The following is a 25,989-nucleotide window of genomic DNA, read 5'->3' as shown; positions in this document are numbered from 1 at the left end:
TCACCTTTTCGTATTGCGGGGCGAGGCTGCGTGCTTACCGGCGAGCGGTGTCGCGGCCGAGGTTGACGACCTGGGCGGACGGCAGGATCAGGCTGATGACGCGGTTCCAGGTGACCAGCGGCACGTGGTCGACGTACACCACGTCGCGCGGCTGCAGCTCGAAGCGGTCGGCCAGCGCCAGCGCTGCCGGGTTCCTCGCGTTGAGGTTGAAGATCTGCTGCGTGTCGAGGTTGTCGGGCGCGTTGCGCACCACGTAGATCTGCCCCGTGCTGGCCGACAGCAAGTCGGGGCCGCCGGCATCGCCCAGCGCCTCGTTGAGGCTCAGGCGGCCGTTGTTGCGCATCAGCAGCGCGCCGGGGCCGCGCACCTCGCCCATCACGAAGACCCGGCTGTCGTCGCGGGAGCCGACATTCACCACATCGCCGTTGCGCAGCGCGATGCTGTTGCCGTCCAGGCCCATGGACTGGAGCATCGGCAGGTCGATCACCGTCGAGACGCCGCCGCGCGTCAGCGTGACCCGCGAACGGTCGCCGCTCTGCGTGAAGCTGCCGGCGCGGCCGATGGCTTCGGACAGCGTCATCGGCACGTCGGTGAAGATCTGCAGGCCGGGCGTGCGCACCTCGCCCTGCACGTAGGCGCGCTGGCTGCGGAACGACTGGATGCGCACCGAGACCTGCGGCTCCTTGATGTAGGTCCCGATGCGCCGCGCGACCAGCTCGGACGCGCCGCTTTCGGTCAGGCCCTGCAGCTTGACACGCCCAATGAACGGAAAGCTGATCTCACCCTTGGCGTCGACGATGAAGCCGGGCGCCACGGCAACGCCGGTCGGGTCGGTCTGCTGCGCGATCACCGCGCCGGCGTTGGGCAGCAGTTCCGGGTGGTTGTAGACGATGATGCCGACCACGTCTCCGGGCCCGATGGTGTAGACCGGCGGCGCGGCCAGCAGGCGCTTCATGCCGTCGGGCGTGGTCTTGGGCCTTTGCGCCATCTGCGAGCGGATCAGGTCGGGCGTGATCGGAATGACCTTGCCGCTGTCGGCCGAGGCGGTGCTGTCGCCCGTGGTGCTGGTGAAGCCGAGCGGTCCCACGCCGCCGAAGCCCGGCGCGCAGCCGGAGAGCAGGACCAGTCCCAGCGACAGCAGCAGGCACAGGCCCAGCCATCGCAGCCGGCCATCGACCTGTGCCGGTGCCAGAGCGCGGGCTCTGGCTGGAAGGGCGCGTGCGCCGCATGTCTGCGTCGCTGGATCGGGGCGTTGCATGGTGATCTCCTTGACGGCCGGTTGACGGTGGGTGGATGGGGAACGACTGGGTGAAAGGGGCTGAGCCGTGCGTCAGGGCGCGGCCAGGGTGGCGGGCATGGCCCGGTCGGCGCCAGCCGCCATCGGACGGTTCTGGCTGCGGCGCTCGGTGCTTGCGCCGAAGCAGCGATCGGCGACCCAGTCGCCGACGGACTGGAGGAACAGCCGCTGTCCCTGTTCCGTGCAGACGGTGTGGTCGGCTTCGGCGATGAATTCGTACTGCAGCGCCTGCGTGAAGGGCTGGCGGGCGAAGGCGCCGAGCTGGTCGCGGCCGTGGTCGCAGACGTGCAGCGACCCCGAATACAGCAACTGCACCGCCACCTGGCGTTCGACGAGGCGCCGCAGGGTGGCGCCGAACCAGGCCGCATTGACCTCGGGTGTGCGCTTCTCCGCGAAGAAGCCCGGCAGAGGCGTCGTCGAATGGCTGGGCAGGAGGTGGCGCTGGAGCCAGCGTTTGGCCTTGCCTGGGAAGGACGGGTGCGCGGGCGCGGCCAGCGCGCGGCGCACGTTGCGCTCCCAGCGGGCGCGCCGCTCCGGGAAGGCGAAGCCGTCGAACAGCGAAAGCGCCACCACGCGCGGGTCGGCCGCGGCTGCCAGCATCGCATGCTCGACACCCGAGCACATGCCGACGATCACGAACTGCCGGGCGCCCAGCATGCGTTCGCTGGCGTCCATGGCGGCCCGCAGGCTGTGCACGGCACGGGCCTGCAGATCGGGCGAAGTGTCGAGCGCATCGCTGTCGCCGATGCCGCCGAGGTCGAAGCGCAGGCTGCTCACGCCGCGCGCGGCCAGCACATGCGCCAGCTTCACGTTGATGCGGCGCGGCCCGACGCGGTGGTTGGCGCCCATGTTGAACATGAGGCAGGCGACGTCGCCCGGCGCCTGCTGCGCGGGCGCGGTGAGCATGCCCATCAGCGCGTCGCCCGGGCCGAAGCACACCGGTGTCTGTGTCGCGTCATTCATGGAGAGCCCCCTGGAGGCGGTTGAGCGCGTCGGCCGGAACCATCGCGCTGTTGGGGTAGGGGTCGGAGGTCCAGTCGAGCTGGTGCCGGAAGTACGCAAGGCGAACCGGCATGTGGCGCGACTGCTGGTCGGCGGCCCATTGCGCGGTGCGTTCGTCGTCCGGCTCGGCCAGTACCAGCGTGTCGTGCAGCGCCGTGAGCGGCAGCGATTCGGGAACCAGCGCCGCCAGCTGCGCGCGCAGCGCGGGCGAGAGCACCGTGCCGAGGGCTTCCTCGGGCACGGCATCGGGCTCCTGCGCCAGGCTGCGGTGCCAGGCCCGGTCGGGGATGCAGAAGGTGGTGTCGATGGCGGCCACGTGCTGTTCGCGCAGCAGCCGCGCATAGCGGCGCCCGTCGATCACCGGCTCCCACAGCACCAGCCGCACCGGGTCGCAGCGTCCGCCGCGCGCGGCCAGCACGGCCAGGGTGGCGCCGAGCCGGGCGCCGACCCACACGATGGCAGCGCCCGGCGCGCGGCGTCGCAGTTCCTCGTGCGCCGAGCACAGGTCTCGGCGCCAGCCGTCGAGTTCGCCCTCGTTCTCGTCGCCCGGCGAATCGCCCGAGCCATAGAAGTCGAAGCGCAGCGTGGCGATGCCGTTTCGCGAGAGACGCTCGGCCAGCACCTTGAAGAAGCGATGGGTGCGCAGGCCCTCCTGCCCGAACGGTGGACACAGGAGCACGGCGGTGTTCTCGGCACGGTCTTCCTCGGCCGGATGGAACACGCCGAAGATCTGGCGCGAGGCCGGCCCGAACATGAGTGGCGTGAACCGAGTCATTGGATAACCTCCGCGCTACGCGCTGCGGTATTCGCCTTGAGAACGGCTCGGCGGCTCATGCGTGCGCCTCCAGCAACCGCCCCGAACGGCTGGCGCGGGCTTCGGTCTGGCGCCATTCGGCGAGCGAGCCCACGCAGTCGAGCCGCGTGGGCGCCGGCCCCAGAACCAGCCACAGGATGCGGCCGGCCACCAGCAGCTCGACGCTGCGGCAGTCCGGTTCAATGCCCACCTCGAAGCTCTGCGACGACACCAGCAGGCCGACGCCGATGGCCTTCAGGCAGGCTTCCTTGCGGGTCCAGCAGGTCAGGAAGGCCTTGTCGCGCTCGTGCGCGGGCAGGGCGGCCAGCGCTTCCTGTTCGCGCTGCGTGAAATATTCCGCCGCAAGCACCGCCGCGTCGGGCACCGCGCGCAGCAGTTCGACGTCCGCGCCCAGAGGGCCGCGCCCGCCGATGGCCACCAGCGCCAGGCCCTGGCTGTGGCTCAGCGAGAACTGGGTGCGCGTATGGCCCGACAGCGAGGGCTTGCCGAATGAGCCGGTGGCCAGGTGCAGTGCAGCGTGGTGCAGGCCGGTGTACTCGCAGAGCGCTTGCCGCAGGGCGACGTGCGCGGCCACGAAACGCTGGCGGTCGATGGGAAACCGCAAGCTGGCGGCGCGCGCGCACTCTTCCTCCGACAGGATCTGCGCGGGAGGAAGCGCAGGGAAGCTGTCCAGGTCGACATACCGGCAGATCGGCGCGTCGATGGAAAGTGCGTAGTCGGAGTTGTCCATGATCACCCCTTGCGCAGCCAGCTGCCGAGGGCGCCCAAAAGGCCGCCGCGCTGCGCGTGTGCGGCCGTGTCGGCGGCCAGTTCCGCGAGGTCGGACGGCACGCCCTGCGGCGCGACCTGCGCCGACGAGGCGATCTGCCCGAGGTTTTCGAACAGATAGCGCCGCGGCTCCACGCGGTGCCCCAGCGTCTGTGCCGCCTGCTGCACGGCGCGCAGCACCAGCAGCGAGTCGCCGCCGAGGTCGAAGAAGTTGTCGCTGGCGCGGATCTCGCTCACGTCGATGCCGATCACGCCGGCCCAGATCTGGGCGAGCTGCGCGTGCTCGGGGCTGAGCAGGCCTTGCCTGGCCTTGCGCTCGTCGCCGTTGGCGGCGCCGGCCGGCGCGCCCTTGTCCGTGTCGCCGGTGGCCAGCTTGCGCAGGTAGAGCGCGCTGGCCGAGCCTTCAGTGCTGGCGATCTCCGCGAGCGTGGCGCCCGGGTGGTCCGCGACGCGGCGCAGCACCTCGAGGTAGCGCTCGCGCATCTGGGCGCCGGTCTCGCGCAGGTACACGTCGGCGTTGTAGATCAGCGCGCCTTCGAGGCCGTGCGGCTTGTCCATCAGCCACACGCCGATGTCGTCGGTGGCGCCATGCTGCATCACGTGCATCTGGCGGGTCTGCAGGCTGCCGATGGAGCGCGAGCGTTCGCGCGCGTCCTGGAACGAGAACATCGACTGGTAGGGACCCGAGGTCTTGATCTGCCCCGCATAGCCCGGCTCGGCCATCAGGCGCTCGAACGGCACTTGCTGGTTGTTCATCATCGACAGCAGCTCCTGCTTCACGTAGTGCATGAAGCCGGGCAGCGGCAGCGCCATGTCCACCGCGAGCGAGACCGGCAGCACGTTGTTGAAGTAGCCCATGACGTCTTCCGTCTCGGCCTGCTGGCGACCGCGCACCGGGTTGGCGATGACGATGGCGTCGTTGCCGGTCACCTGGGCCATGGTCAGCGCGTAGACGCCGAAGGTCAGCATGCTGAGCGTCACGTCCATGTCGCGCGCGATCTCGCGCAGCCGCTGTGTGCTTTGCAGGTCGATGCTGATCCAGTGCGCGCCGCCCTGGCCGCTCTTGCCCGCGCGGCGCGGCATGTCGGTCACGGGCGGCCGCACGGCCTTCGCGCCTTCGAGCCGGCCGCGCCAGAACGCGAGCTGTTCCTCGCAGGCGGGCTCGGTCATCCACTTCTCCAGCCACTCGGCATAGTCCCCGTGGGTGGTGGCGAGTGCGGGCAGGTTGTGCGGACGGCCGCGCTCGGCGGCGTCGTAGAGCGCGGCCAGTTCGCGCTGCATCAGGTCGAAGGACCAGCCGTCCCAGATCAGGTGGTGCGGCACGAACATGAAGACGTGCTCGTTGTCGTCGACCTGGAACAGGGTCGCGTGCATCATCGGCGCGCTGTGGATGTCGATCGGCCGGTCCGCCAGCTCCTGCATGCGCTCGGCCAGCTCGGCCTCGCGCTGGTCGGCCGGCAGGCCGCGCAGGTCGACCAGCGGCAGGGCGAATTCCACGGACTCCGCGATCAGCTGCACCGGCTTGCCGCTTTGCTGGTCGATGTCCATGCGGGTGCGCAGCGAGGGCTGGCGCCGGATCACTTCGCGCAGCACGCCTTCGAAGCGCGTTGCATCGAGCTGCCCGATCAGCCGCTGCGCCGAAGGCGCGTTGTAGACCGAGCGGCCCGGGTGCAACTGCTCCATGAAGCGGATGCGCTCCTGCGAAAGCGTCAGCGGCGCGCTACGGCGCTCCGGGCGGCATGCAATGGGAGCCTGCAGCCCGACGCCCGCACCCTGCAGGCCCTGGATGGCCGCGGACAGCTTCCCGGCCGTGGGCGACTCGAACAGCGAACGCAGCGGCAGCGTGACCTGGAACTCGCGGCTCAACAGCGTGGTGAGCCGCGCGGCCAGCAGCGAATGGCCGCCCACGGTGAAGAAGTTGTCGTCCATGTCGAGGCCCGGCAGGCTCAGCACCTTCTCCATGATCGCGAGTACCTTGCGCTCGTGGTCGTTGCACGGGCCGGCGCCTCGCCGCACCTCCTCGCGCGCGGCCGCCTGCGGCGGCGGCAGCGAGACGCGGTCGACCTTGCCGTTCGGCAGCGTGGGCAGGGCATCGAGCGTCACCACGTGCTGCGGCAGCATGAAGGCCGGCAGGTGCTTGCGCAGGTGCACCATCAGCGCATCGAGGTCGAAGCCGGCGTCCGGCATCAGGGCAAGGTAGGCCACCAGGCGCACGTCGCCGGGGTTGTCCTCGCGCGCAACGACCACGCTGCGCGAAACGCCCGCAACCTCGCAGCAGCGCACCTCGATCTCGCCGGGCTCGATGCGGTAGCCGCGCACCTTGACCTGGAAGTCGAGCCGGCCGAGGTGGTCGAGCAGCCCGTCGTTGCGCCAGCGGCCGCGGTCGCCCGAGCGGTACACCCTCTTCGCGGTGCCGAAGATGCGCACCGTGACGAAGCGCTCGGCGGTCAGCTCTGGACGATCGAGGTAGCCCAGGGAGACACCTTCGCCGGCGATGCAGATCTCGCCCGGCACGCCGATGGGGCAGGGCTGCAGTTCGGCATCGAGGATCCAGATCTCGGTGTTGTCGACCGGCCGGCCGATCGACACGCCGCGCGACGCGACCTCTTCGGGGCGAACGTGCCAGGCTGTGGAGTACACCGTGGTCTCGGTCGGCCCATAGCCGTTCCACAGGCCCTCCATGCGTTCGCACAGCGCCAGAGCCATGCTCGGACGCAGCGCCTCGCCACCGGTCCAGCCGCGAAAGCCGGGGGCGCCGCCGGCCCACTGGGCATCGAGCAGGAGCTGCCACATGCCGGGCGTGGCCTGCAGGAGCGTGATCTGCTCCTGGTCGAGCGCCTGTCCCAGGCGATTGCCGTCCATCGCGATCTCGCGCTGCACCATCACGAGTTCGGCGCCAGCCGCCAGCGGCAGCAGCAGGTCGGGTATGGCCATGTCGAACGACAGGGTGGTGACGGCGGCGATCCGGTCGGCCGGGCCGACGTCCGATTCGCGCTGCATCCACTGCAGCAGGTGCGCCACGCCCCGATGATGGACGATGACGCCCTTGGGCAAGCCGGTCGAGCCGGAGGTGTAGATCACATAGCAGGCGTCTTCGGGCCCCGGGTCGTCCGTGCTCGGCGGCAGGGTCTCGCCGGCAAGCTGCCGCCATGAGGTGTCGCGGTCGATCTCGAAGATCCGCTGGCCCGCGTCGGCGCACCAGTGGCGCGGCGCCACGGCGACGTCCGACGAGGTCAGCATCAGGCTGAGCCGGGCGTCGCTGGCGTAGTGGTCGAGCCGCGCCTGCGGAAAGGCCGGATCGAGCGGCACGTAGGACGCGCCCGCCTTCAGGATGCCCAGCATCGCCACGACCATTTCCAGGCTGCGCTCCAGGCACAGCCCCACGCGCTGGCCGCGGCCCACGCCGCGCGCGTGCAATGCACGCGCCATGCGGTTCGACAGCGCATCGAGTTCGCCGTAACTGCAGCTTCGCGCACCATCGCGCACCGCCGGGTGATCGGGCTGCCGAGGCACGCGCGCGACAAAGCCGGCATGCGCCAGCGGCATGCCGACCAGCGGAACGCGCGCGGGCTGCAGCGCGATCAGCGAACGCGCGGCGTCGACGGACAGCACTTCGAGCCGGCCGACCGTTTCGTCCGGCTTGTGCGAGCCCGACTGCAGCACGCACTCGAACATGTCCAGCCAGCGTTGTACGCTGACGTCGTCGAACAGGTCGGTGTTGTACTGCGCCTCCACCATCAGGCCGCCATCGAGCGGGCGCAGGTTCAGGAACAATTCGAAGTTCTCGTAGCGGCGGGGGATGGTGTCCTGTGCCACGTCGAGGCTCGTGAACGCCTCGGCGCTGCTCGCCACGTCGGGGTCGACGTTGAACGCCACGCTCACCAGCGGCAGCCGGCTCGGATCGCGCTCGAGCGACAACTGGCCCAGCAGCGCGCCATAGGTGAGCGCCTGGTGGTCGAAGGCGTCGAGCACGGCGGTGTTGCATTCGTCCATCAGCGCGTCGAAGCGCATGCCGGCGTGCGTGGCGATGCGCAGCGGCAGCAGGTTCACGCAATGGCCGACCAGTCCGGGCACGTCATGCGCGAGCTGGCCCGACGCCGGCACGCCTACGACGATGTCTTCCTGGCCCGTGAGACGGTGCAGCGTCGCGACGAAGCCGCTGAGCAGGCCGGTGAACAGGCTGGCGCCGGCCTTGGTGCTCGTCACGCGCAGGGTGCCGACGAGGCGCTTGTCGAGCAGGCGCTCGGTGCGGCGCGAATTGAAGGTGCGTGCGGCCGGACGCGGACGGTCCAGCGGCAGGTCGAGCACCGGCTGCACGCTGCCGGGGAAGCGCCCGAGCCAGTAGTCCACGTGCGCCTGCATGTCGGGATGCGCGGCCGCGGCGGCTTCCTCGGCGGCGAAGTCGGCGAAGAGCGGCGCGGCCCTGAGCTTCAGCCCGGTGCCGTTCTGCTCGGCATACAGGTGGCCCAGCTGCTCGGTGATGACACCCCAGGACCAGCCGTCGCAGACCACGTGGTGCGCCGACATCACGAGTTCGTGCTCGGCATTGCCGAGGCGGTACAGCACGGCGCGAAACAGCGGGCCATGTTCGAGCGAGAAGGGCGTGCACACCGCTTGGCCATGGGCCGAGCGCAGCGCCTGCGCGCGGGCTTCAGGCTCGAGCCCGCTCAGGTCTTGCCGGGTCAGGACGTTCCCGCCCGGATGGCTGACCAGCATGCAGGTGCCGCCCGGCGAGATCGTGGCGCGCAAGGCCTGGTGGCGTTCGAGCAGCCGGTCCATGGCACGCGCCAGGGCCTCCTCGTCCAGCGCGCCGCGCAGGCGCAGCAGGACCGATTCGTTGTAGGCCATCGAGGCCTCGGTGCTCAGGGTTGCGCCGAGCCAGACTTCGCGTTGCGATTCCGTCGTGGGAATGATGCATTCGATGGCACCGTCGCTGACGGTGGGCTTGAAAACGGCGTTCATGCTGCGGCCTTTCCATTGAAGATGTGCTGGCTGGGGGTGGGCGCGCCGGGCACGTACCAGAAGGGCTGGCCGTCGATGTCGCGGGCCAGCACCGAGCCTTCCTCGGTCGGCTTGTGCGCGTCGAAGCCGGCGATGGCCACGGCGCGGCGCGGCAGGAACCCGGATTCCTGCATCTCGGCGACCGATTCCTTGAATGCGCTCTGGATGAATGCGATGTCCTCGGCGCTGTGCGCGCTCGTGAGGAAGCACGGGAAGTTGTCCAGGATGTGCACGCCGCGGCTGCGCATCATTGCGAACAACAGGTCCTGCAGCGGGTGGTCCTCGAGCCAGCTCACGCGCCACAGCGACGCGAAGTGGCGGATCTCGACGGGCGCGCCGACTTCCCTGCACCAGCCCGAGAGCTCGGCGGCCATGGCGGCGGTGCTGCCATTGAGGCCGGCCTGCAGCGCGGGCCCGGCTTCCTTCAGGTGGGTGAGCGAGGCCCTGGCCGCGGCGAGCGCGAGCGGATGGCGCACGAAGGTGCCGGCGAAGTAGGTCACCCCCACGCCGGGGATCGAGTCGTCGCCGTACTGCCAGGCGCCACCGTCGAGCGCGTCCATGAACTCGCGCTTGCCGGCGATCACACCGACCGGGAAGCCCCCGCCGATCACCTTGCCGTAGGTGGCAAGGTCGGCGCGCACGCCGAACAGTTCCTGGGCGCCGCCCAGCGCGGTGCGAAAACCGGTGATGACCTCGTCGAAGATCAGGCAGCAGCCGCTCTTCGCGGTGATGTCGCGCACCTCGTGCAGGAACTCGCGCGGCTGGAAGTCGGGGCGGCGGCTTTGCACCGGCTCGGCCAGCACGGCGGCCAGGTCGTCGGCGTTCTCGCGGATGAACGCCAGCGCCTCGGGCGTGCCGTAGTCGAGCACGCGGATGTCGCCGAACATGCCGCTCATCACGCCCGGCGCTGCCGACAGGCCCTTGCCGCCCTTGCCGGCGCGCACCAGCACCTCGTCGAAGGTGCCGTGGTAGGAGCCGGTGAACACCACCACAGTGCTGCGGCCGGTGACGGTGCGCGCGATGCGCAGCGCGGCCATCACGGCTTCGGAGCCGGTGTTGCACAGGCCGGCGCGGTCGCTGCCCGTGAGCTCGCAGATGAGCGCAGTGACCTCGGCCGCCAGCGGGTGCTGCGGGCCGATCTCGTAGCCCTGGTCGAGCTGCCTGCGCACGGCCTCCTGCACGAAGTCGGGCTGCCAGCCGAACATGTTCATGCCGAAGCCGTTGAGCGCGTCGACGTATTCGTTGCCGTCGAGATCCCACATCTTCGAACCCTTGGAGCGCTCGATGACGATCTGGTAGGTGATCTCCTTCGTGATCGGGCGGAAGCCGTTGACCACGCGCGGGTCGGCCATGTGGGGGCGGTTGGCGTCGGTGAAGTCCTTGCTCTTGCGCGTGCGCTCGACATAGCGCCGGATGAAGGCGGCGAGGCGTGCCTTCTGGCGGCCGCTGGGTTCGGCCATGCGCTGGGTGTGGATGCGCGCGATGGCGCCGAAGGCCTTGGACACGTCGTAGCGCACCGGCTCCTTCTGCGCGGACTCCTCGGACGGAACTGCAGCCACCGGCTGGACCGGCACGGCCTGCAGCGTCATCAGCGGCGCGGCCGGCGCCGCACCCGACAGCAGTGCGAGCTGCTGGCGCATCAGTTCCATCTGCTGCGCAATCAGCTGGGACAACTGCGCGTCGCCCGCGGCACCCCCTTGCATCGGCATGTACACGGGCATCGGCTGGCGCGGCGCGGCCTGCGGCACGGCGACGGCACTTTCCACCGGCGCTGCCACGACGGCGGGTGCAACGGCCGACGCAGGCGCTGCCTCAGGCGGCAGGCTCTCGCGCAGGAAGGCCGAGAGCGAGTCGAAGCAGCGGTATTTCTCCATCAGCTGACGGAAGCTGAGGTTGACCTTGAAGTGCTTCTTGATCTGCGTGGCCGCCTGGGTCAGCGTGAGCGAATCCAGGCCCAGCTCGCCGAAGGGCGCGTGTCCCTCCGCCTGTGCCATGTCGAGGCCGGAGATGTCCTCGAACAGGGTGCGCAGGCGTGCGTCCATGGACGAGGCGGGAGGGGGAAGAGGCGAGGGCGTTGCTGCTGCGGTCACGATCGGCTCCAGGGGAATGGATGGAATGAAAGAGGCAGGGGCCGCGACGGCGGCGCTGACGGATGCGGTCGCGGTGGAAAGGGGGAGAAGGGTGGGAGCGGCGATGTCGACCCAGAAGCGCTTGCGCTCGAACGGCGTGGTGGGCAGGCACACGCGCTGGGCGCCGTTGCGTGCAGCGAGGCGCGACAGCTCGACCTCGGCGCCGCAGGTCCACAGGCGGCCCAACGCCAGCCGCAGGGTGCGAGCCTCTTCGGCCGGCTCGCCGTGCAGCAGCGGTACGACGCTGCCCGCGCCGTGCTGGCGCACCAGCGTGGAAAGCATGTTGCGCGGGCCGGCTTCCACGAACAGCGGGTTTGCCGTCTGCGCCATCGCGCAGCGTACGGCCGGCGAGAAGCGCACGGTTTCGCGCAGGTGCCGGGCCCAGTAGGCCGGGCTGGTGGCTTCGGCGTCTTCGAGCGGTTGGCCGGTCAGCGTCGAGTAGATCGGCGTCTGCGGCGCACGCAGCGCCACCTTGCCGACCAGTGCCTCGAAGGGCTCGACGGCCGCGTCCATCATGGCGGAGTGGAAGGCATGCGAGGTCTGCAGCGGACGGGCCGGAATGCCATCCGCTTCCAGCGCCGCCTGCAGCGCCGCGATGGCATCGAAGGGGCCGGCGGCGACGCAGGCCGCCGGGCCGTTCTCGGCGGCGAGCGACAGCTGCGGGCCGAGCCGGCCGGCCAGTTCGGCCGCGCCCATGCGCACCGACAGCATCGCGCCCGCTGGCCGGGCCTGCATGAGCGCACCGCGGCGGGCCACGAGCCGGGCGGCGTCTTCGAGCCGCATCACACCCGCGAGCACGGCCGCGACGAATTCGCCGACGCTGTGGCCGATCAGCGCATGCGGCCGCGCGCCCAGCGCCAGCAGCCGCCGCGCGAGCGCGTATTCGAGCGTGAAGATCGCGGGCTGCGTGACGGCCGTGGGCACCAGCGACTGCGCGTCGCCGGAGAACATGCGCTCGCGCAGGTCGAAATCGGTCGCCCCGTCGAAAGCGGCCATGCAGTCGTCGAACGCGGCGGCGAACACCGGGTCGTTCGCGCGGAGGTTCTTGCCCATGCCTGCGTACTGCGCGCCCTGCCCGGGGAACATCAGCACGAGCTGCGGTGCACGCGAGGCGGTGCGGCCGCTGGCGCGGCTGGGCGAGTCGGCGCTGCGCAGGGCCGCGATGGCTTCGGCCGTTCCGCTGGCCACCACCGCGCGGCGGAAGGTGTGGGCCTTGCGGCCGACCGCGAGGGTGTGGGCCACGTCGGCCAGCGGCAGTTCGGGGTGCGCCTCGAGGTGCGCCGCGAGCTGCTCGGTGGCTGTGTCGAGCGCGGCCTCGGAGCGCGCCGACAGCGGCAGCACGTGGTCGCCCGCCGCCGCCGGCGAGGCCTGCCGCGGTGGCGCTTCTTCGACGATCACGTGCGCGTTGGTGCCGCCGACGCCGAAGGAACTGACGCCTGCGCGGCGCGGCTGGTCGGCGCGCGGCCACGGCTGCAGGCTCGCCGTGACGTGGAAGGGTGTGCGCGCGAAGTCGATCGCCGGGTTCGGCGCGCTGAAATGCACGGTCGGCGGAATCTGTTCGTAGTGCAGCGCCAGTGCCGTCTTGATGAGACCGGCAGCGCCGGCCGCCGTGACCATGTGGCCGACGTTGCTCTTGAGCGAGCCGAGCGTGCAGTAGCCGAGCGCGTCGGTGTGCTCGGCATAGGCACAGGCCAGCGCCTCGACCTCGATCGGGTCGCCCATCGGCGTGGCGGTGCCGTGAGCCTCCACGTAAGAGATGCTGCGTGCATCGACGTCGGCCGCCGCGAGCGCGGCGCGGATCACCGCCGCCTGCCCGTCGACGCTGGGCGCCGTGAAGCTGGCCTTGGAGCCGCCGTCGTTGTTCACGCAGGCGCTGCGCAGCACGGCGTAGATGGTGTCGCCATCGGCCTGCGCGTCGGCCAGCCGCTTGAGCAGCACCACGGCCGCGCCGTCGCTGAAGACCGTGCCACGGGCCTGTGCGTCGAAGCTGCGCGTGTGGCCGTCGGGCGAGAGCATCGAGCCCTCGTTGTAGAGATAGCCGCTGCGCGGCGGGCAGTTGACCGATGCGCCGCCGGCGAGCGCCATGTAGCACTGGCCCGTGCGCAGCGCGTGGAAGGCGTGGGCTACGGCCACGAGCGAGGTCGAGCAGGCGGTATGCACGCTGACGGCCGGGCCGGTGAGGTTGAGCCGGTTCGCCACCCGCGTGGTGATGTAGTCCTTCTCGTTGGCCAGCATCACCTGGAATTCGCCGACCGGCTCCACGAGGTCGGGCCGGGTGCTCACGTGGCGCTGGAAGTAGGTCGCGTTGTACATGCCGGCATACACGCCGACCGGGCCCGGCGCGGCATCGGGCACGTAGCCGGCGCGCTCCAGGCATTCCCAGCAGATCTCGAGGAACACGCGCTGCTGCGGGTCCATCAGCTGCGCTTCCTTCGGGCTGATGCCGAAGAAGGCAGCGTCGAAGTCCTCGATGCCGTCGATCACGCCGCGTGCGCGAACGTAGGACGGGTCGCTGCGCAGGGCCTCGCTCACGCCGGCGTCGAGCGTGGCGTCGTCGAAGAAGCTGATGGTGTCGCGCCCGGCAACGAGGTTGTCCCAGAACTGCTCGACGTCGGCCGCGCCGGGAAAGCGTCCGGCGGTGGCAACCAGGGCGATGGCGTCGTGAATGCCGGCGTCCGGCCGCGCTGCAAGGGTGGCCGCTGTGGTCGGTCGATCCTCCGAGACGACCACAGCGGCCGAGGCGGGCAGATCACCCGCCTGCTGCATCCGCGCACCCATCGCTTTTGGCGTGGGATTGCGGAAGAAAAGGTTGGTCGACAACGGCAGGCCGGTGCCGCGCTGCAGGTCGGCGAGCACCTGCAGCACCAGCAGCGAATCGCCGCCGAGGTCGAAGAAGTTGTCGTTGCGCCCGACCTTCGAGATGTGCAGTGCGCGGGCGAAGGCCTCGCACACCTGCTGTTCGACGGTGTCGCGCGCTTCCTCGAAGGGCTGGGCGAGTTCGGGGCGTTCGCCGGCCGGCTCGGGCAGCGCCCTGCGGTCGAGCTTGCCATTCGGCGTGACGGGCAACTGCGCGAGCCATACCTGGGCGGCGGGAATCAACGCCGCGGGCAGGCGGGCCGCGAGGTGCGCACGCAGGGCGTCCCACGAAACCTTCTGTGAGCGCGCGACGAGATAGGCCACAAGGCGTAGCTGGCCGCTCTCGTCGGGCCGCGCGACCACGGCGCAGGACTGGATGTCCGGGTGGGCGAGGATCGCGGCCTCGACCTCGCCGGTCTCGATGCGGTGGCCGTGGATCTTCACCTGGCCGTCGCGGCGTCCGATGAACTCGACGGTGCCGTCGGGCAGCCAGCGCGCGAGGTCGCCGGTGCGGTAGAGCCGTTCGTCCGCACCGCCGAAGGGGTCGGGCACGAAGCGTTCGGCATTGAGCGCGGGCTGCCGCAGGTAGCCGCGGGCCAGGCCGTGGCCGCCGATGCACAGTTCTCCCACGAAGCCCGTCGGCAGCAGTGCCATCGAGGGGCTCAGCACGCGCAGCACGGTGTCCTTGATGGGACGCCCGAGCGGAATCGAACGCAGGTCTTCCGGCAGCGGCGACGCGATGCGGTGCGTGGCCGCGAAGGTTGTGCACTCGGTGGGGCCGTAGCCGTTGCTCAGCGTGAGGCCGGGCAGGGCCGCCAGCGCGCGCCGCACGTGCGGCACCGACAGCGCTTCGCCGCCGGTGAACAGGTGCCGCAGGCCCGAGAGATGGGCCGGGTCGTCGTCGATCACGGCGTTGAACAGCGCGGCGGTGAGCCATGCCGTGTGCACGTCGTGGCGCGCGATGGTGCGCGCGAGGCCGGCACCGGTGGGCACGCGCTCTTCGTGGACCACGCAGCAGCCACCGTTGAGCAGCGGACCCCATATTTCGAGCGTGGCCGCGTCGAAGCCCAGCGGCGCCGCGTGCAGCATGGCGCGGCCCGGAGCGAGCGCGACGTAGTCCACGCCCACCACCAGCCGCAGGATCGACCGGTGGCAGATCTCGATGCCCTTGGGCGTGCCCGTCGAGCCCGAGGTGTACATGACGTAGGCCACCGATTCGGCGTCGATCGCCGGCGCGTTCCATGCACTTCGATTTGTCTTGTCTTCGTACTCGTCGAGCAGCAAAACGCCCTGGTGGGGGGGGACCAGGTGGTGGTGCGCCTGCATGGTGAGCACGTGCTGCGCACGCGCCTCGCCGAGCATGTAGGCGATCCGATCGGGCGGGAAATCGGTGGGCACCGGCACGTAGGCGCCGCCAGCCTTGAGGATGCCGAGCTGGGCCACGATGGCGGCCATCGAGCGGTCGAGCAGCAGGCCGACCCCGTCGCCGCTGCGAACGCCCAGGCACTGGAGGCGCCGCGCGAGTTCGTCGGATTGCCGGTCGAGTTCGCCGTAGCTCATTTGCGCATCGCCTTGTGCGATGGCAATGGCATCGGGGGCGGCCGCGGCCTGGCGGCTGAACACGCCGGTTACCGTGGTGACAGGGTCCACCGGGGCGAGGGCGGTGTTCCAGGCTGCGAGCTGATCGGCGCGGTCGGTGCTCGGCAGCGTGCGGATGTCGTCGAGGGCGGCATCGGGATGCTCCAGCAGGTCCTGGGCGGTGTCGGCAAGGGCAGCGAGCAACTGTTCGATTGCGGCGGCGTCCATCGAGCCCGCGGCTGCATCTATATGAAGCAATGCCGAAGCGGTGTCGAAGCGCAGCCGCACGGGAGCGTCGGCGTGGACCTCTTCGCGCAGCCAGAGCGAGTCCGGTGGCGCAATGGGCTGCGGTGAGTGCGACGCTGCGCGGCGGGCGAGGTCCAGTTCAGCCAGCCAGGTACCCGCGGCCTTGGTGGCGTCGAACGCGACGGTGGTCGTGCAGCGCGCCGGGGCAACGCCCGCCTCGTGCAGCACGGGCCAGAGGCTTCCGAGCCAGCGCGACTGCAGCAGCAGCCATGCGCCCGCGAAGAGGGCATCCGGCAGCTGGCCGGTGGCGGCGAGCCATTGGCTCCAGCGCCGGGCAAAGCCGGGCTCAAGCGCCAGCGAACCGGTGCAGCCTCCGGCCGGTCCTGCCGGCTTGCATCGCGGCCCGAACAGGTCTTCCAGGGCGAGACCCGGAGAGCTTTCCTGCGGCTGCGAAATACTTCGAATTTCCATTTGAATATCCCGGAAGCAATACAATGGAAGCAATTGGGCAAATGGAATTTCCATTTGCCCAATTAATGAGGGAGCATCTGTTGTGTTCTTTTCGTGACTTCATACTAGGAGCTTTCTACCGGCCGATGTGGGTACTTTATGGTTAGGTTACAAACAGATATGGTTATTTCTAAAACGTACTACCCGAATCATCCAGTTTGAGGTAACTGATGCGGGATTTAGGGGGCGCAAGCCTGTGCGCGAGCCACTTTCGAAGGTCAAAAGGCGGGGCTGAAGCGGGGTACTCCTGGGGAGAAATGCCGAAATTCCGGGGCAAAGCGCGTTGCATGGGGCGGCCTGGCGTGAGCGCGTTGGTCTCGCGTCCGCTCTCTGTAGTCATGCGAAAAACGGGGCGCCTTTGCTGTCGAAAAATGAAACATCCTCCCGGCGGCGGCTGTTATCAATTCACCCCGTCTGTAACCGGATAAAAAATAACTGTACAAAACCTTGGATTTGAAAAGACTGAAAGAAGCACCCGATTCCGCGCGAATCAATTCTTTCCAAGGTCGAAAATGCTTTACGAAATCCTATTGCCAGATGTTACCCTGACGCCTTGCGAACACTATTGGAAATCAATTCTCCCGAACAATTCAGACGCATTGACCGCCAATGCCACATATTTCGGCAATGCGGCCTGGGCGCAGGAATATCTGGACTTCTGTCACCGCGATGCCCACTTTCGCAGCCGCTGGCTCGCCGCCGGGGGCGAATGGACGGACAAGGTCGTCATCGACCTGGGTTGCGGGCCTGGCAATGTCTTCGCCACGCTGGGCGGAAAGCCCCGGCTGCTCATCGGCGTGGACGTGGCCCCGGGCTCGCTGAAGCTGGCTGCGGGCCTCGGCTACACCACGGTGCTGGCGGATGCGGCGCATACGCCGTTCCGCTCGCACGTGGCGGACATCGTGGCCATCAATGCCACCCTGCACCACTGCGACGACATGACGGCGGTGCTGCGGGAAGGCGCCCGCCTGGTGAAGCCTGACGGCATCCTGATCACCGATCACGATCCCCAGCTGACGGCATGGGACTACAAGGGTCTGGCCAGGCTGTTGTGGGACGCGCGGCTGTGGGTCTACCGCATGACAGGGCGCGGTTTCCACAAGACCGGCAGCCAGCAGTCGTGGGGGCTGAAGACCGAGGTGCATCACCGGCCCGGCGACGGCGTGACGAAGGAGTTCTTCGAATCCACGCTGCAGCCGCTGGGCTTCGATGTCCGCGTGCATCCGCACAACCACCGGATAGGCGCCGAGGCGCTCGCCGGAGAGCTCGGGCGGGCCCAATGGAAATACCGCATGGGCAATGTGCTGTCCGGCCGCGATCCGGCTTCCCCTGCGAGCGCGCTGTCGTTGATGTGCATCGCAAGGCGCACGGCAGGAGAAGAACCGGAGGCGGGTTGAACAACCCGCGGCTGCTGGTAGCCTTCCAGGATTCTTCGAACGCGGTCCCCGGAGCACCGGGGAGCGCGAGATTCAGCTCATCAAGGAAGGAATCCGCTAGTGGTTGTGACAGGAAGGAACTGGCGCGCGGGCATTGCGCTGACCGCGGCATTGATGGTGGCAGCGTGCTCCACCTCACCAAAGGCGCCGGTGGCGGGACCGGGCGAGTACGTCGTCCAGCCGGGCGACACGCTCTATCGCATTGCGTCAAAGGCGGGGCGTTCGCCGGGCGAAGTTGCGCGCTGGAACAACCTGCAGGACCCCGATCGGCTCGAGGCGGGGCAGGTGCTGCGCGTGGTTCCGCCGGGCGGCGCATCGTCGGAGCCGCCCGCCGCAAGGAGCGCAGGCGCCGAGCGCCCGGAGCGTTCGAGGCCGCCCCGGGTCGCGGTGCCGGAGCTGGAACCGGCCGCACCACCCGCATCGCGGCGAAGCGACTGGACCTGGCCCGCGCAGGGCCAGGTGATCGCGGGCTTCAACGGCAGCAGCAACAAGGGCATCGACATCGGCGGCAGCCTCGGCGAGCCGGTGATGTCCATCGGCGCGGGCAAGGTGGCCGTGACCGAAACGCTGCGCGGCTACGGCAGCGTGCTCATGGTCGATCACGGCGGCTCCTACATGTCGGTCTATACCAATGTGCGCTCGATGCTGGTGAAGCAGGGCCAGCAGGTGCAAAGGGGCCAGAAGATCGCCGAGATCGGCGGCGCCGACGGCGGGCGCGCGAGGCTCCACTTCGAGATCCGCCACCGCGGCAACGCGGTCGATCCGCGGCAGTACCTGCCTGCGAGGTGACCGCGGCGGGGCGGCCCTCTGGCGAAAGGCATCCCCCGAATTGGTGATATCGCGGCGCCGGTGAAATGCGCAGACTCTCGCCCTCACTCTGAACTGGAGCGGCAATGGAACTCGTGCAGTGGATGTTCCTCATTCTTGGCACCGCGCTGGCGCTGACCACGCAATGGTTCCTGCTTGCGCCCTTCAGTCTCGACTGGCCGCTGCTGCGTGCCCGGATCGCCGAACAGGTCACTCAATCGGCCGCGCTGCTGGAAGAGTGCGCGTCGGGGATCGACTCCAGGCCCTAGCCGCCCGCCTGCCCCCCCAGGGCCGCGCGAAGCTCGACGCGTCCCCGGCCCTCTAAGATGCTCGCTGTTTTAGATGACCTGAAGACGCGAGAGGCAAGGGAGGGCCGCGCATGATTTCTTTGCTTCACACCGCGGACTGGCAGATCGGCCGCGTGTTCTCGCAGTTCGAACCCGACGACGCCGCGGCGCTGTTCGAGGCGCGCTTCAAGGCGGTCGAACTGCTGGCCGGCATCGCCGCCGAACGCCAGGTCGACGCCGTGCTGGTCGCGGGCGACGTGTTCGACCTGCAGACCGTGTCCGACAAGACCATCCGCCGCATGTTCAACGCCATGCAGGGCTTTGCCGGCCCCTGGCTGTTGATTCCGGGCAACCACGATTCCGCGCTGAGCGAATCGGTCTGGAGCCGCGCGCAGCGGCTGGGCGCCATCGCGCCGAACGTCGTCTGCTGCCTGGAGCCCAAGCCTCGCACGGTGGCCGGCAAGTTCACGCTGCTGCCGGCGCCGCTCACGCAGCGCCATACCTACGGCGACCTCACCGACTGGTTTGCCACCGCGCAGGGCGAGGAAGGGCTGCCGCGCATCGGGCTGGCGCACGGCTGCGTGCAGGGCATCCTGTCGGAGGACATCGACTCGGCCAATCCCATCGCGGCAGGGCGCGCCGCGCAGGCCCGGCTCGACTATCTCGCGCTCGGCGACTGGCACGGCACCCGGCAGATCGACGAGCGCACCTGGTATGCGGGCACGCCCGAGACCGACCGCTTCAGGGCCAACGATTCGGGGCAGGCGCTGCTCGTGACCATCGCGGAGGCCGGCGCCGTGCCGGCGGTGGAGCCGATTCGCACCGGCCAGTTCGCCTGGCAGCAACTGGAGCCTCGGCTCGCGGTGCCTTCCGACATCGACGAACTGGTGGAGAAGCTGGAGCGCGTCGGCAGCAGCGACGTGCTGCAGCTGCGCGCGCAAGGCGCCTGCGACCTCGGCGGCCACAACAGGCTGGGCGCCGCGCTCGATGCTGCCCGTGCCCGCGCGCGTGCGCTGGTGTGGGACGGCGAGGCCCTGCGGCTGGAGCCGACGGAAGAAGACATCCAGGCGCTGCATGCCGACGGCTTCGTCGGCGAGGCCTTGCAGGAACTGCGCGCGCAGCAGGGCGATGCCGATGCGGAACTGGCGCGCGATGCACTGCTCACGCTGGCCCGCATCCTCGACGCGCAAGGTCCTGCGCGCACCGGAGCCGGCGCATGAAGCTGCAGCGTCTTCGCATCGAGAACTTCAAGCTGTTCCGCGCGCCACTGGAAATCGACGGCTTCACGGACGGGCTGAACCTTTTCGCGGCGCCCAACGAGTCGGGCAAGTCCACCGTCGCCGAGGCCATTCGCGCCGCCTTCTTCGAGCGGCATCGCTCGAGCGCGGTCGAGCACCTGCGGCCGTGGGGAGAAAGTTCGGTGACGCCCACGGTCGAGCTCGACTTCGAACTCGACGGCAAGCCGTGCCGGCTCACCAAGGCCTTCCTCGGCAAGAAGCGCTGCGAGCTCGTCATCGACGGCAAGGCCATGGACGGCGCGGTGGCGGAAGACCACCTGGCGTCGCTGCTCGGCTTTCGCTTTCCGGGCAAGGGTGCCAGCACGCCGGAGCACATGGGCATTCCGGGGCTGTTGTGGATCAGGCAGGGCACCTCGCACGACATTGCCGGCGCCGTGGGCTTCGCCAGCGACCACCTGCGCAACGCGCTCGGCGAATCGCTTGGCGAACTGGCGTCCAGCCATGGCGATGCGGTGCTGAAGGCGGTGGAAGGCGAACGCAACGAGTTGCTCACCCCCTCGGCCGGGACGCCGCGTGGCGCCTTCGCCGATGCCATCAGGCTGCGCACGGATCTCGGGGCCGAACTCGAACGGCTGTACGCCGACATCGAGGCCTATCGGTCCGGCGTGGACCGCCTGTCCGGCCTGCGCCGCGACCATCAGCGCGACGAAGCGGCGCGGCCCTGGGCGGCCTTGCGCGAGCAGCTCGTCGTTGCGCAGCAGCGGCTGGACGAAGCCAAGGGGTTGAACGACCGAAAGAACGCGCAGGACGCCGTGCTCAAGCAGGTCGCCGCCCAGGTGAATTCCTGGCGCACCCAGCTGCAGGCGATGGAGCGCGAGGAAGCCACGGTCGTCCTGCGGCAAAAGAACCTGCAGGCGGTTCAGGAGGGCCTGGCCAAGGCGTTGGGCGAACTGCAGGCGTGGGAGCCCCGCCACGCGGCAGCGGCGCAGGCCGATGCCGCCGCACGTGAAAACCTGCGCGCGGCGCGGCAGGCAGCTTCGCGCATTGCGCAGGAGAGAGCCGTCGAAAGCCTGGCCGAGCAGCTTGCAGCGCTCGTACAGAGCCATGAGAAGGCAAGGAGCGAGCAGGACAAGGTCTCGCGCCTGCAGGCCGAAGCCCAGGCGCTCGCGGTGCCCGAAGGCGAGCTCAAGCGGCTTCAGCGTTGCGCCGATGCGCTTCGCACGGCACAGGCCAGGCTCGATGCGGTCGCGACGGCCCTGGAGTTCGAACTGCAGCCCGCGGCGAGGGTGCGGGTCGCCGGCATCGAGCTTTCCGGCTCGAAGCGCCAGACCGTCATCGCGCGGACCGACATCGAGATCGAAGGCATCGGCCGCATCACGGTGCTGCCGGGCGGGGCCGACCTGGAGAGCCTCGCCATCGAGCGGGACCGTGCGCGCGACGAAATTGCCGCGCTGCTCCAAAGCCTGCGCGCCGAGAGCGTGGCGGCCGTGGAGGAGCGCGTGCGGCTGCAAGCGCTGCGCAAGGGCGAAGCCGGCGCGGCAGAGGCCGTGCTGGCTGCGCTCGCCCCCAAGGGATTGAGCGCGCTCGCTGCCGACATCGCCATGCGCGAAGCCCGGCTCGCGCAAGCGCGGCAGGTTCTGCAGAACATGCCGCCGGCTCCTGCGGCCGGCGCGGCGGTGCCGCCGAGTGCGCAGGCGGAGTCGGAAGAGAGCGCCGCGCGTGCCGCGCTGGAGGCCGCATCCGCAGCGCTCAACGACGCCAAGATCGCTGCCGGCAATGCGCGGGAGCAGGTCAGGGCGGCCGGGGATGAACTCGCGGCGGTGAAAGCCACGCTGGACGACCCGATGCGCGCCTCCCGCAAGGCGGAGGCCGGCGCAGCCCTGACGGATGCGCTGGCACAGCAATCGGCCCTGCAGGACAAGGTCGCCGAACTCGCACAGCAGTTGCAGACCGTCAACCTGCCCGTGCTCGCGCAGGACGTGGAACGGCTGGAGCGCAGCGCAAGGCAAGCCGAAGCCACGCACAGCCAGCGGGCCAACGAGATCACCCGGCTCGAGGTCGAACTGGAAACCAGGGGTGCGCTGGGCCAGGAAGAAGCAGCGTCGGAGAAGCAGCGCGAACTCGAGCATGCCGCGCGGCGCTGCACCGAACTCGAACGCCGTGCGAAGGCGCTGGACCACCTGCTGAAGCTGTTGCGCGAGAAGCGCTCGGCCCTGGCGCGGCGCCTGCGCGCGCCGCTGCAGAAGCACCTCGACCACTACCTGCAGATTCTTTTTCCCGGTGCACAGGTCGAGGTCGGCGACGACCTCTCGCCGGGCCGCATCACGCGGCAGGGCCTGCGCGGCGCCCAGAGCGGGGACTTCGCGGAACTCAGCGTGGGCGCACGGGAGCAGATGGGTGTCGTCGCCCGGCTGGCCTATGCGGACCTGCTGAAGGAAGCGAGCAAGCCGACCCTGCTCATCCTCGACGATGCCCTGGTCAACACCGACGAAGAGCGTCTGCGGCAGATGAAGCGGGTGCTGTACGACGCGGCGGCGCGGCACCAGATCCTGATCTTCAGCTGCCACCCCGACGTCTGGCGGGATCTCGGGGTCGTGGCGCGAAACATCCCGTAGCCCACAACCCGCGGCGCGGTTCGATGCGCTGCGCATAGGCGCTTTGTCATGGCCCCGACCCCGCACGGGCAGGGCGCTTGGCTCCCCCGCAAAGGGGCGCTTCGCTCATGTGCGAAGGCGGCGTGATTCCTAAAGTCATCCCCAGGCCGAACGCTTCTGCCCATACCGGGCAAACAGGCAGTTCAGGCCGGCAACGACAACCGGGGAACACACATGCAAACGCTCGCACTGCCGCCGAGACTCTTCATGAACCTGCTGCGCGAAGACGCAGGCATGTCACTCATGGAGTTCGCGCTGATCGGTGCGCTCGTGGTGGTCGTGTGCCTGCTCCTGTGGCTCGCCATCCGGCGCAGCGCCTGAACCCGCGGAGCCCACCATGCAGGAATTCAACGCCGTTCTCGAACTGCTGGGAATGCTGGTTTCCGACGTCCGCATGCTCGCGCTCTTCGCGCTGCTCGGCGTGGCCGCCGTCAGCGACTGGCGCTTCTACCGCATTCCCAACTGGCTGACCTTCGGTGGCGCGCTCTTCGCGCTCATCGCCGGAACGCTTGCGGCCCGCACGCCCACCGTGGGCGCATTGAGCGCATTCGGCGGACTGGCCGTGGGCTTCGGCGCAATGCTGACGTTCTATGTGATCGGGATCATGGGCGCCGGCGACGTCAAGCTGATGGCGATGGCAGGGGCCTTCCTTGGGCCTCAGCAGACGCTGATGGCCGTGCTCTGCACCTTCATCGTCGGCGGCGTGGTGGCCCTGGCCTTCGCGATCCATCGGCGCCGCCTCGGGCACATGCTGGCCAATGTCAAGGCTGCGGCCCAGGGCATGGCGGTCTCCAGCATCGTGGGAATTCGTCCCACCGGGCACGTTTCGGCGGAGCAGTCCGTCGGAAAGATGCCCTACGGAATCTGCATTGCAGCGGGCACGGTGATCAACGTGCTTGCGCACCAGCTGGGCTACGTCTAGTCCTTTCATTCATTCACCAATTTCTCATCCAACGCGAGGTTCACATGAAGAACATCAAGGCGCTCGGGCTGATCTTTCTGGCCTTGCTCACAGGGCTGGCCGCCGCGGTCTATGCGACCGGGTGGATGTCGCGGCAAGGCGGAATCGCTTCCAACAAGGTGGTCGTGGCCGCCGTCGACATCGAACTGGGCAGCCGCGTCAACGCGCAGATGCTCTCAACGGTCGACTGGCCCGCTGGCTCCATACCGAGCGGCTCGTTCAGCGACATCAAGGCGCTGAACGACCGCGTGGTGAAGGTCGGCGTGCTGCGCGGCGAAGCGATCATGGAAGGCAAGCTGGCGCCGGTGGGCACCCAGGGCGGGCTGTCGGCGGTGATCGCCAGCGGCAAGCGGGCCATGACGGTGCGCGTCAACGACGTGGTCGGCGTTGCCGGCTTCGCATTGCCGGGCAACTATGTCGACGTGATGGTCAACGCCCAGCAGGACAAGGCCAAGGGCGAGCAGAACAGCCAGATCAGCAAGACCGTGCTGGAGAAGGTCCTGGTGCTGGCGGTTGCGCAAGAGGCCAATCGCGACGACACCAAGCCGAAGGTGGTGAGCGCCGTGACGCTGGAGCTCTCGCTCGAGGACTCCGAAAAGCTCGACCTGGCACGCAGCGTGGGAACCCTGTCGCTCGTGCTGCGCAACCAGATGGACAAGACCACCGTCGCAACGGGCGGCATCACCAAGGGCCAGTTGTTCGGCGAGAAGGAAATCCTGCCGATCGCCACCACGGTGGCAGCGGCGCCGCCGGCCCGGCCGCGCGTGGCGCGCACCGGCCCTGCCATGGCGCCTGCGTCCCAGTGCGTGGAAGTGATCCAGAACGCCGCTCGCTCTCTCGCCTGCTTCTGATCCAAACCTCCAGGAGGAACACCAAGTGCAATATCTCTCTCCCACCCCCGCCTGGTTGCTGGCGGCACTCACGATGATGGCGGCCCCCGCCATCTCCGCGGAACTCGCGGTGCCTGCCGCGGCTGCGGCCGCCACCGCCGCCGTTGCGGCGCCCGCGGTACCCGCGGCACCCGCCACCCGTCGCTGCACCGCCATCATTCCGGACGACCAGCCGACGCAGGCCGTGCTGGGCAAGTCGGTGGTCATCCCGCTGAAGGCCCGCGTCGTCCGCATCGTGGTCAGCGGGCAGCCGCCGAGCCGGGCGCCCGCGGCGGCTGCCGTGCCGGCGGGTATGGCGCCGCCAGCACCGGCCGCGGCTGCGAATGCTGGCGACGGCATTGCCGATGTCGACGTGACGCTGCTGAGCCCGACCGACCTGTTCTTCCGCGGCCGCCAGGCGGGCTCGATGAACGTCGTGCTGCAGAGTGCGGACGGCACTTGCTACATCAAGGATGTGATCGTCACCATCGATCCGGGAGCGCTGCAGTCCAAGCTGGCAGAGCTGATGCCGGAAGAGAGCCGCATCCGCGTGCGCAGCGCGGAAAAATCCATCGTGCTCACCGGCGAGATCAGCGATGCGCTCAAGCTCGACGACGTGATGAGCCTTGCGTCGGCCTACGGCGCCGACGGCAAGAAGGTTGTGAACCTGCTGCGTGTCACGGCGCCGCAGCAGGTCATGCTCGAAGTGAAGATCGCCGAGATCAGCAAGACCCTGCTGGACAGGCTGGGCGGACGCGTCAACTTGAACCGCTCCGGCAACGGCGGCCTCAACAACTATTCGCTGATCTCCAATTTCCTGAGCGGCGGTGGCGGCCTGATCGAGGCGCTGAGGGTCGGCCGTACGTCGATCGGCATCGACGGCCAGAAGGACGACGGCCTGGTGCGCATCCTGGCGGAGCCCAACATCATGGCCATCAGCGGCCAGCAGGCGAGCTTCCTGTCGGGCGGAAAGATCTTCATTCCGGTGGCGCAGAGCTCCTCTAGCGGCAGCGGCACCAATATCACGCTGGAAGAAAAGGAGTTCGGGATCGGGGTCAAGTTCACCCCGACCGTGCTCAACGGCGGCCGGGTCAATCTCAAAATGGTCTCGGAGGTGTCGGACCTGTCGCAGACCGGTTCGCCTTTCACCACCATCGGCGGAGTGACCGCCGTGCTGCCATCGCTTACGGTGCGCCGCGCCGACACCACCGTGCAGCTCAACGACGGGCAGAGCTTTGTTATCGCGGGGCTCATCAAGAGCAACGTCACGGAGTCCATCAAGCGCTACCCCGGATTGGGCGAAGTGCCGGTGATGGGGGCGTTGTTCCGCAGCACCGAGTTCCAGAACGACCAGACCGAGTTGATGTTCGTCATCACGCCCCGCATGGTCCGGCCACTGGCCGAGTCGCCTCGCCTGCCGAACGACAACCACGTCGTTCCCAGCCGTGCGGAGGTCTATCTGAACGGCAGCCTCGAAAGCGCCACCCCGGCACCGACCGCACCGGCCACACCGGCCACCAATATCCAGTGAGGAGC

The 25,989-nt window shown here is 69.1% G+C and carries 15 protein-coding genes; 9 read left to right on the top strand and 6 right to left on the bottom strand.

The genetic code is table 11. The features are described from left to right. Window positions 1–34: 34 nt before the first annotated feature. The 6 genes from PMI12_RS10935 to PMI12_RS10910 all read right to left on the bottom strand — a co-directional run bounded on the left by PMI12_RS10935 (window position 35) and on the right by PMI12_RS10910 (window position 16,162). Window positions 35–1,258 carry a polysaccharide biosynthesis/export family protein gene (locus PMI12_RS10935; protein WP_007832127.1) on the bottom strand — a complete coding sequence of 408 codons (1,224 nt, stop codon included), beginning with the start codon at window positions 1,256–1,258 and terminating at the stop codon, window positions 35–37. Between the two features lie 72 nt (window positions 1,259–1,330). Beyond that, on the bottom strand, window positions 1,331–2,260 hold the full coding sequence (locus PMI12_RS10930; protein ID WP_007832124.1) for a hypothetical protein: 930 nt from the start codon (window positions 2,258–2,260) through the stop codon (window positions 1,331–1,333). Next, window positions 2,253–3,074 (bottom strand): serine aminopeptidase domain-containing protein, encoded by an 822-nt coding sequence (locus tag PMI12_RS10925; protein ID WP_007832123.1) that lies wholly within the window; start codon window positions 3,072–3,074, stop codon window positions 2,253–2,255. The genes PMI12_RS10930 and PMI12_RS10925 overlap by 8 nt, the downstream gene beginning before the upstream one ends. A 55-nt stretch (window positions 3,075–3,129) precedes the next feature. Beyond that, window positions 3,130–3,843, bottom strand: coding sequence for a 4'-phosphopantetheinyl transferase family protein (locus tag PMI12_RS10920; RefSeq protein ID WP_007832121.1), 714 nt, complete (start codon window positions 3,841–3,843; stop codon window positions 3,130–3,132). A gap of 2 nt (window positions 3,844–3,845) precedes the next feature. Beyond that, the gene (locus PMI12_RS10915; protein ID WP_007832109.1) at window positions 3,846–8,843 is read right to left on the bottom strand and encodes a non-ribosomal peptide synthetase; all 4,998 of its coding nucleotides are present in this window, start codon (window positions 8,841–8,843) and stop codon (window positions 3,846–3,848) included. Further along, the gene (locus PMI12_RS10910) at window positions 8,840–16,162 is read right to left on the bottom strand and encodes a type I polyketide synthase (protein ID WP_007832108.1); all 7,323 of its coding nucleotides are present in this window, start codon (window positions 16,160–16,162) and stop codon (window positions 8,840–8,842) included. Before PMI12_RS10910 ends, PMI12_RS10915 begins: the two co-directional genes overlap by 4 nt. Window positions 16,163–16,800: 638 nt before the next feature. Here PMI12_RS10910 and PMI12_RS10905 point away from each other — a divergent pair. The 9 genes from PMI12_RS10905 to PMI12_RS10870 all read left to right on the top strand — a co-directional run bounded on the left by PMI12_RS10905 (window position 16,801) and on the right by PMI12_RS10870 (window position 25,984). Continuing rightward, on the top strand, window positions 16,801–17,598 hold the full coding sequence (locus tag PMI12_RS10905) for a class I SAM-dependent methyltransferase (RefSeq protein WP_237726073.1): 798 nt from the start codon (window positions 16,801–16,803) through the stop codon (window positions 17,596–17,598). A gap of 99 nt (window positions 17,599–17,697) precedes the next feature. Beyond that, window positions 17,698–18,426, top strand: a complete 729-nt coding sequence (locus tag PMI12_RS10900) for a peptidoglycan DD-metalloendopeptidase family protein (RefSeq protein ID WP_007832106.1) — start codon at window positions 17,698–17,700, stop codon at window positions 18,424–18,426. Window positions 18,427–18,530: 104 nt separating this feature from the next. Next, complete coding sequence (locus PMI12_RS10895; protein ID WP_007832105.1) at window positions 18,531–18,713, top strand: hypothetical protein; 183 nt, start codon at window positions 18,531–18,533, stop codon at window positions 18,711–18,713. A 110-nt stretch (window positions 18,714–18,823) separates the two neighbouring features. After that, window positions 18,824–19,951 carry a metallophosphoesterase family protein gene (locus PMI12_RS10890; RefSeq protein ID WP_007832104.1) on the top strand — a complete coding sequence of 376 codons (1,128 nt, stop codon included), beginning with the start codon at window positions 18,824–18,826 and terminating at the stop codon, window positions 19,949–19,951. Beyond that, window positions 19,948–22,584: an AAA family ATPase gene (locus PMI12_RS10885; protein ID WP_007832103.1), complete on the top strand. Its 2,637-nt coding sequence runs from the start codon at window positions 19,948–19,950 to the stop codon at window positions 22,582–22,584. Before PMI12_RS10890 ends, PMI12_RS10885 begins: the two co-directional genes overlap by 4 nt. Before the next feature lie 213 nt (window positions 22,585–22,797). Continuing rightward, complete coding sequence (locus PMI12_RS29205; protein WP_007832100.1) at window positions 22,798–22,944, top strand: hypothetical protein; 147 nt, start codon at window positions 22,798–22,800, stop codon at window positions 22,942–22,944. Between the two features lie 16 nt (window positions 22,945–22,960). Further along, complete coding sequence (locus PMI12_RS10880; protein ID WP_007832098.1) at window positions 22,961–23,545, top strand: A24 family peptidase; 585 nt, start codon at window positions 22,961–22,963, stop codon at window positions 23,543–23,545. A 44-nt stretch (window positions 23,546–23,589) separates the two neighbouring features. Then, the gene (gene cpaB / locus PMI12_RS10875; protein ID WP_007832096.1) at window positions 23,590–24,435 is read left to right on the top strand and encodes a Flp pilus assembly protein CpaB; all 846 of its coding nucleotides are present in this window, start codon (window positions 23,590–23,592) and stop codon (window positions 24,433–24,435) included. Between the two features lie 73 nt (window positions 24,436–24,508). Further along, the gene (locus PMI12_RS10870) at window positions 24,509–25,984 is read left to right on the top strand and encodes a type II and III secretion system protein family protein (protein WP_443260164.1); all 1,476 of its coding nucleotides are present in this window, start codon (window positions 24,509–24,511) and stop codon (window positions 25,982–25,984) included. Window positions 25,985–25,989 lie beyond the last annotated feature (5 nt).

Origin of the sequence: Variovorax sp. CF313 (assembly GCF_000282635.1) — a bacterium.
Taxonomy (GTDB): Bacteria; Pseudomonadota; Gammaproteobacteria; order Burkholderiales; family Burkholderiaceae_C; genus Variovorax.
The sequence above is the reverse complement of the archived record's forward strand: the minus strand, read 5'-3'. Positions and strand labels throughout refer to the sequence as shown.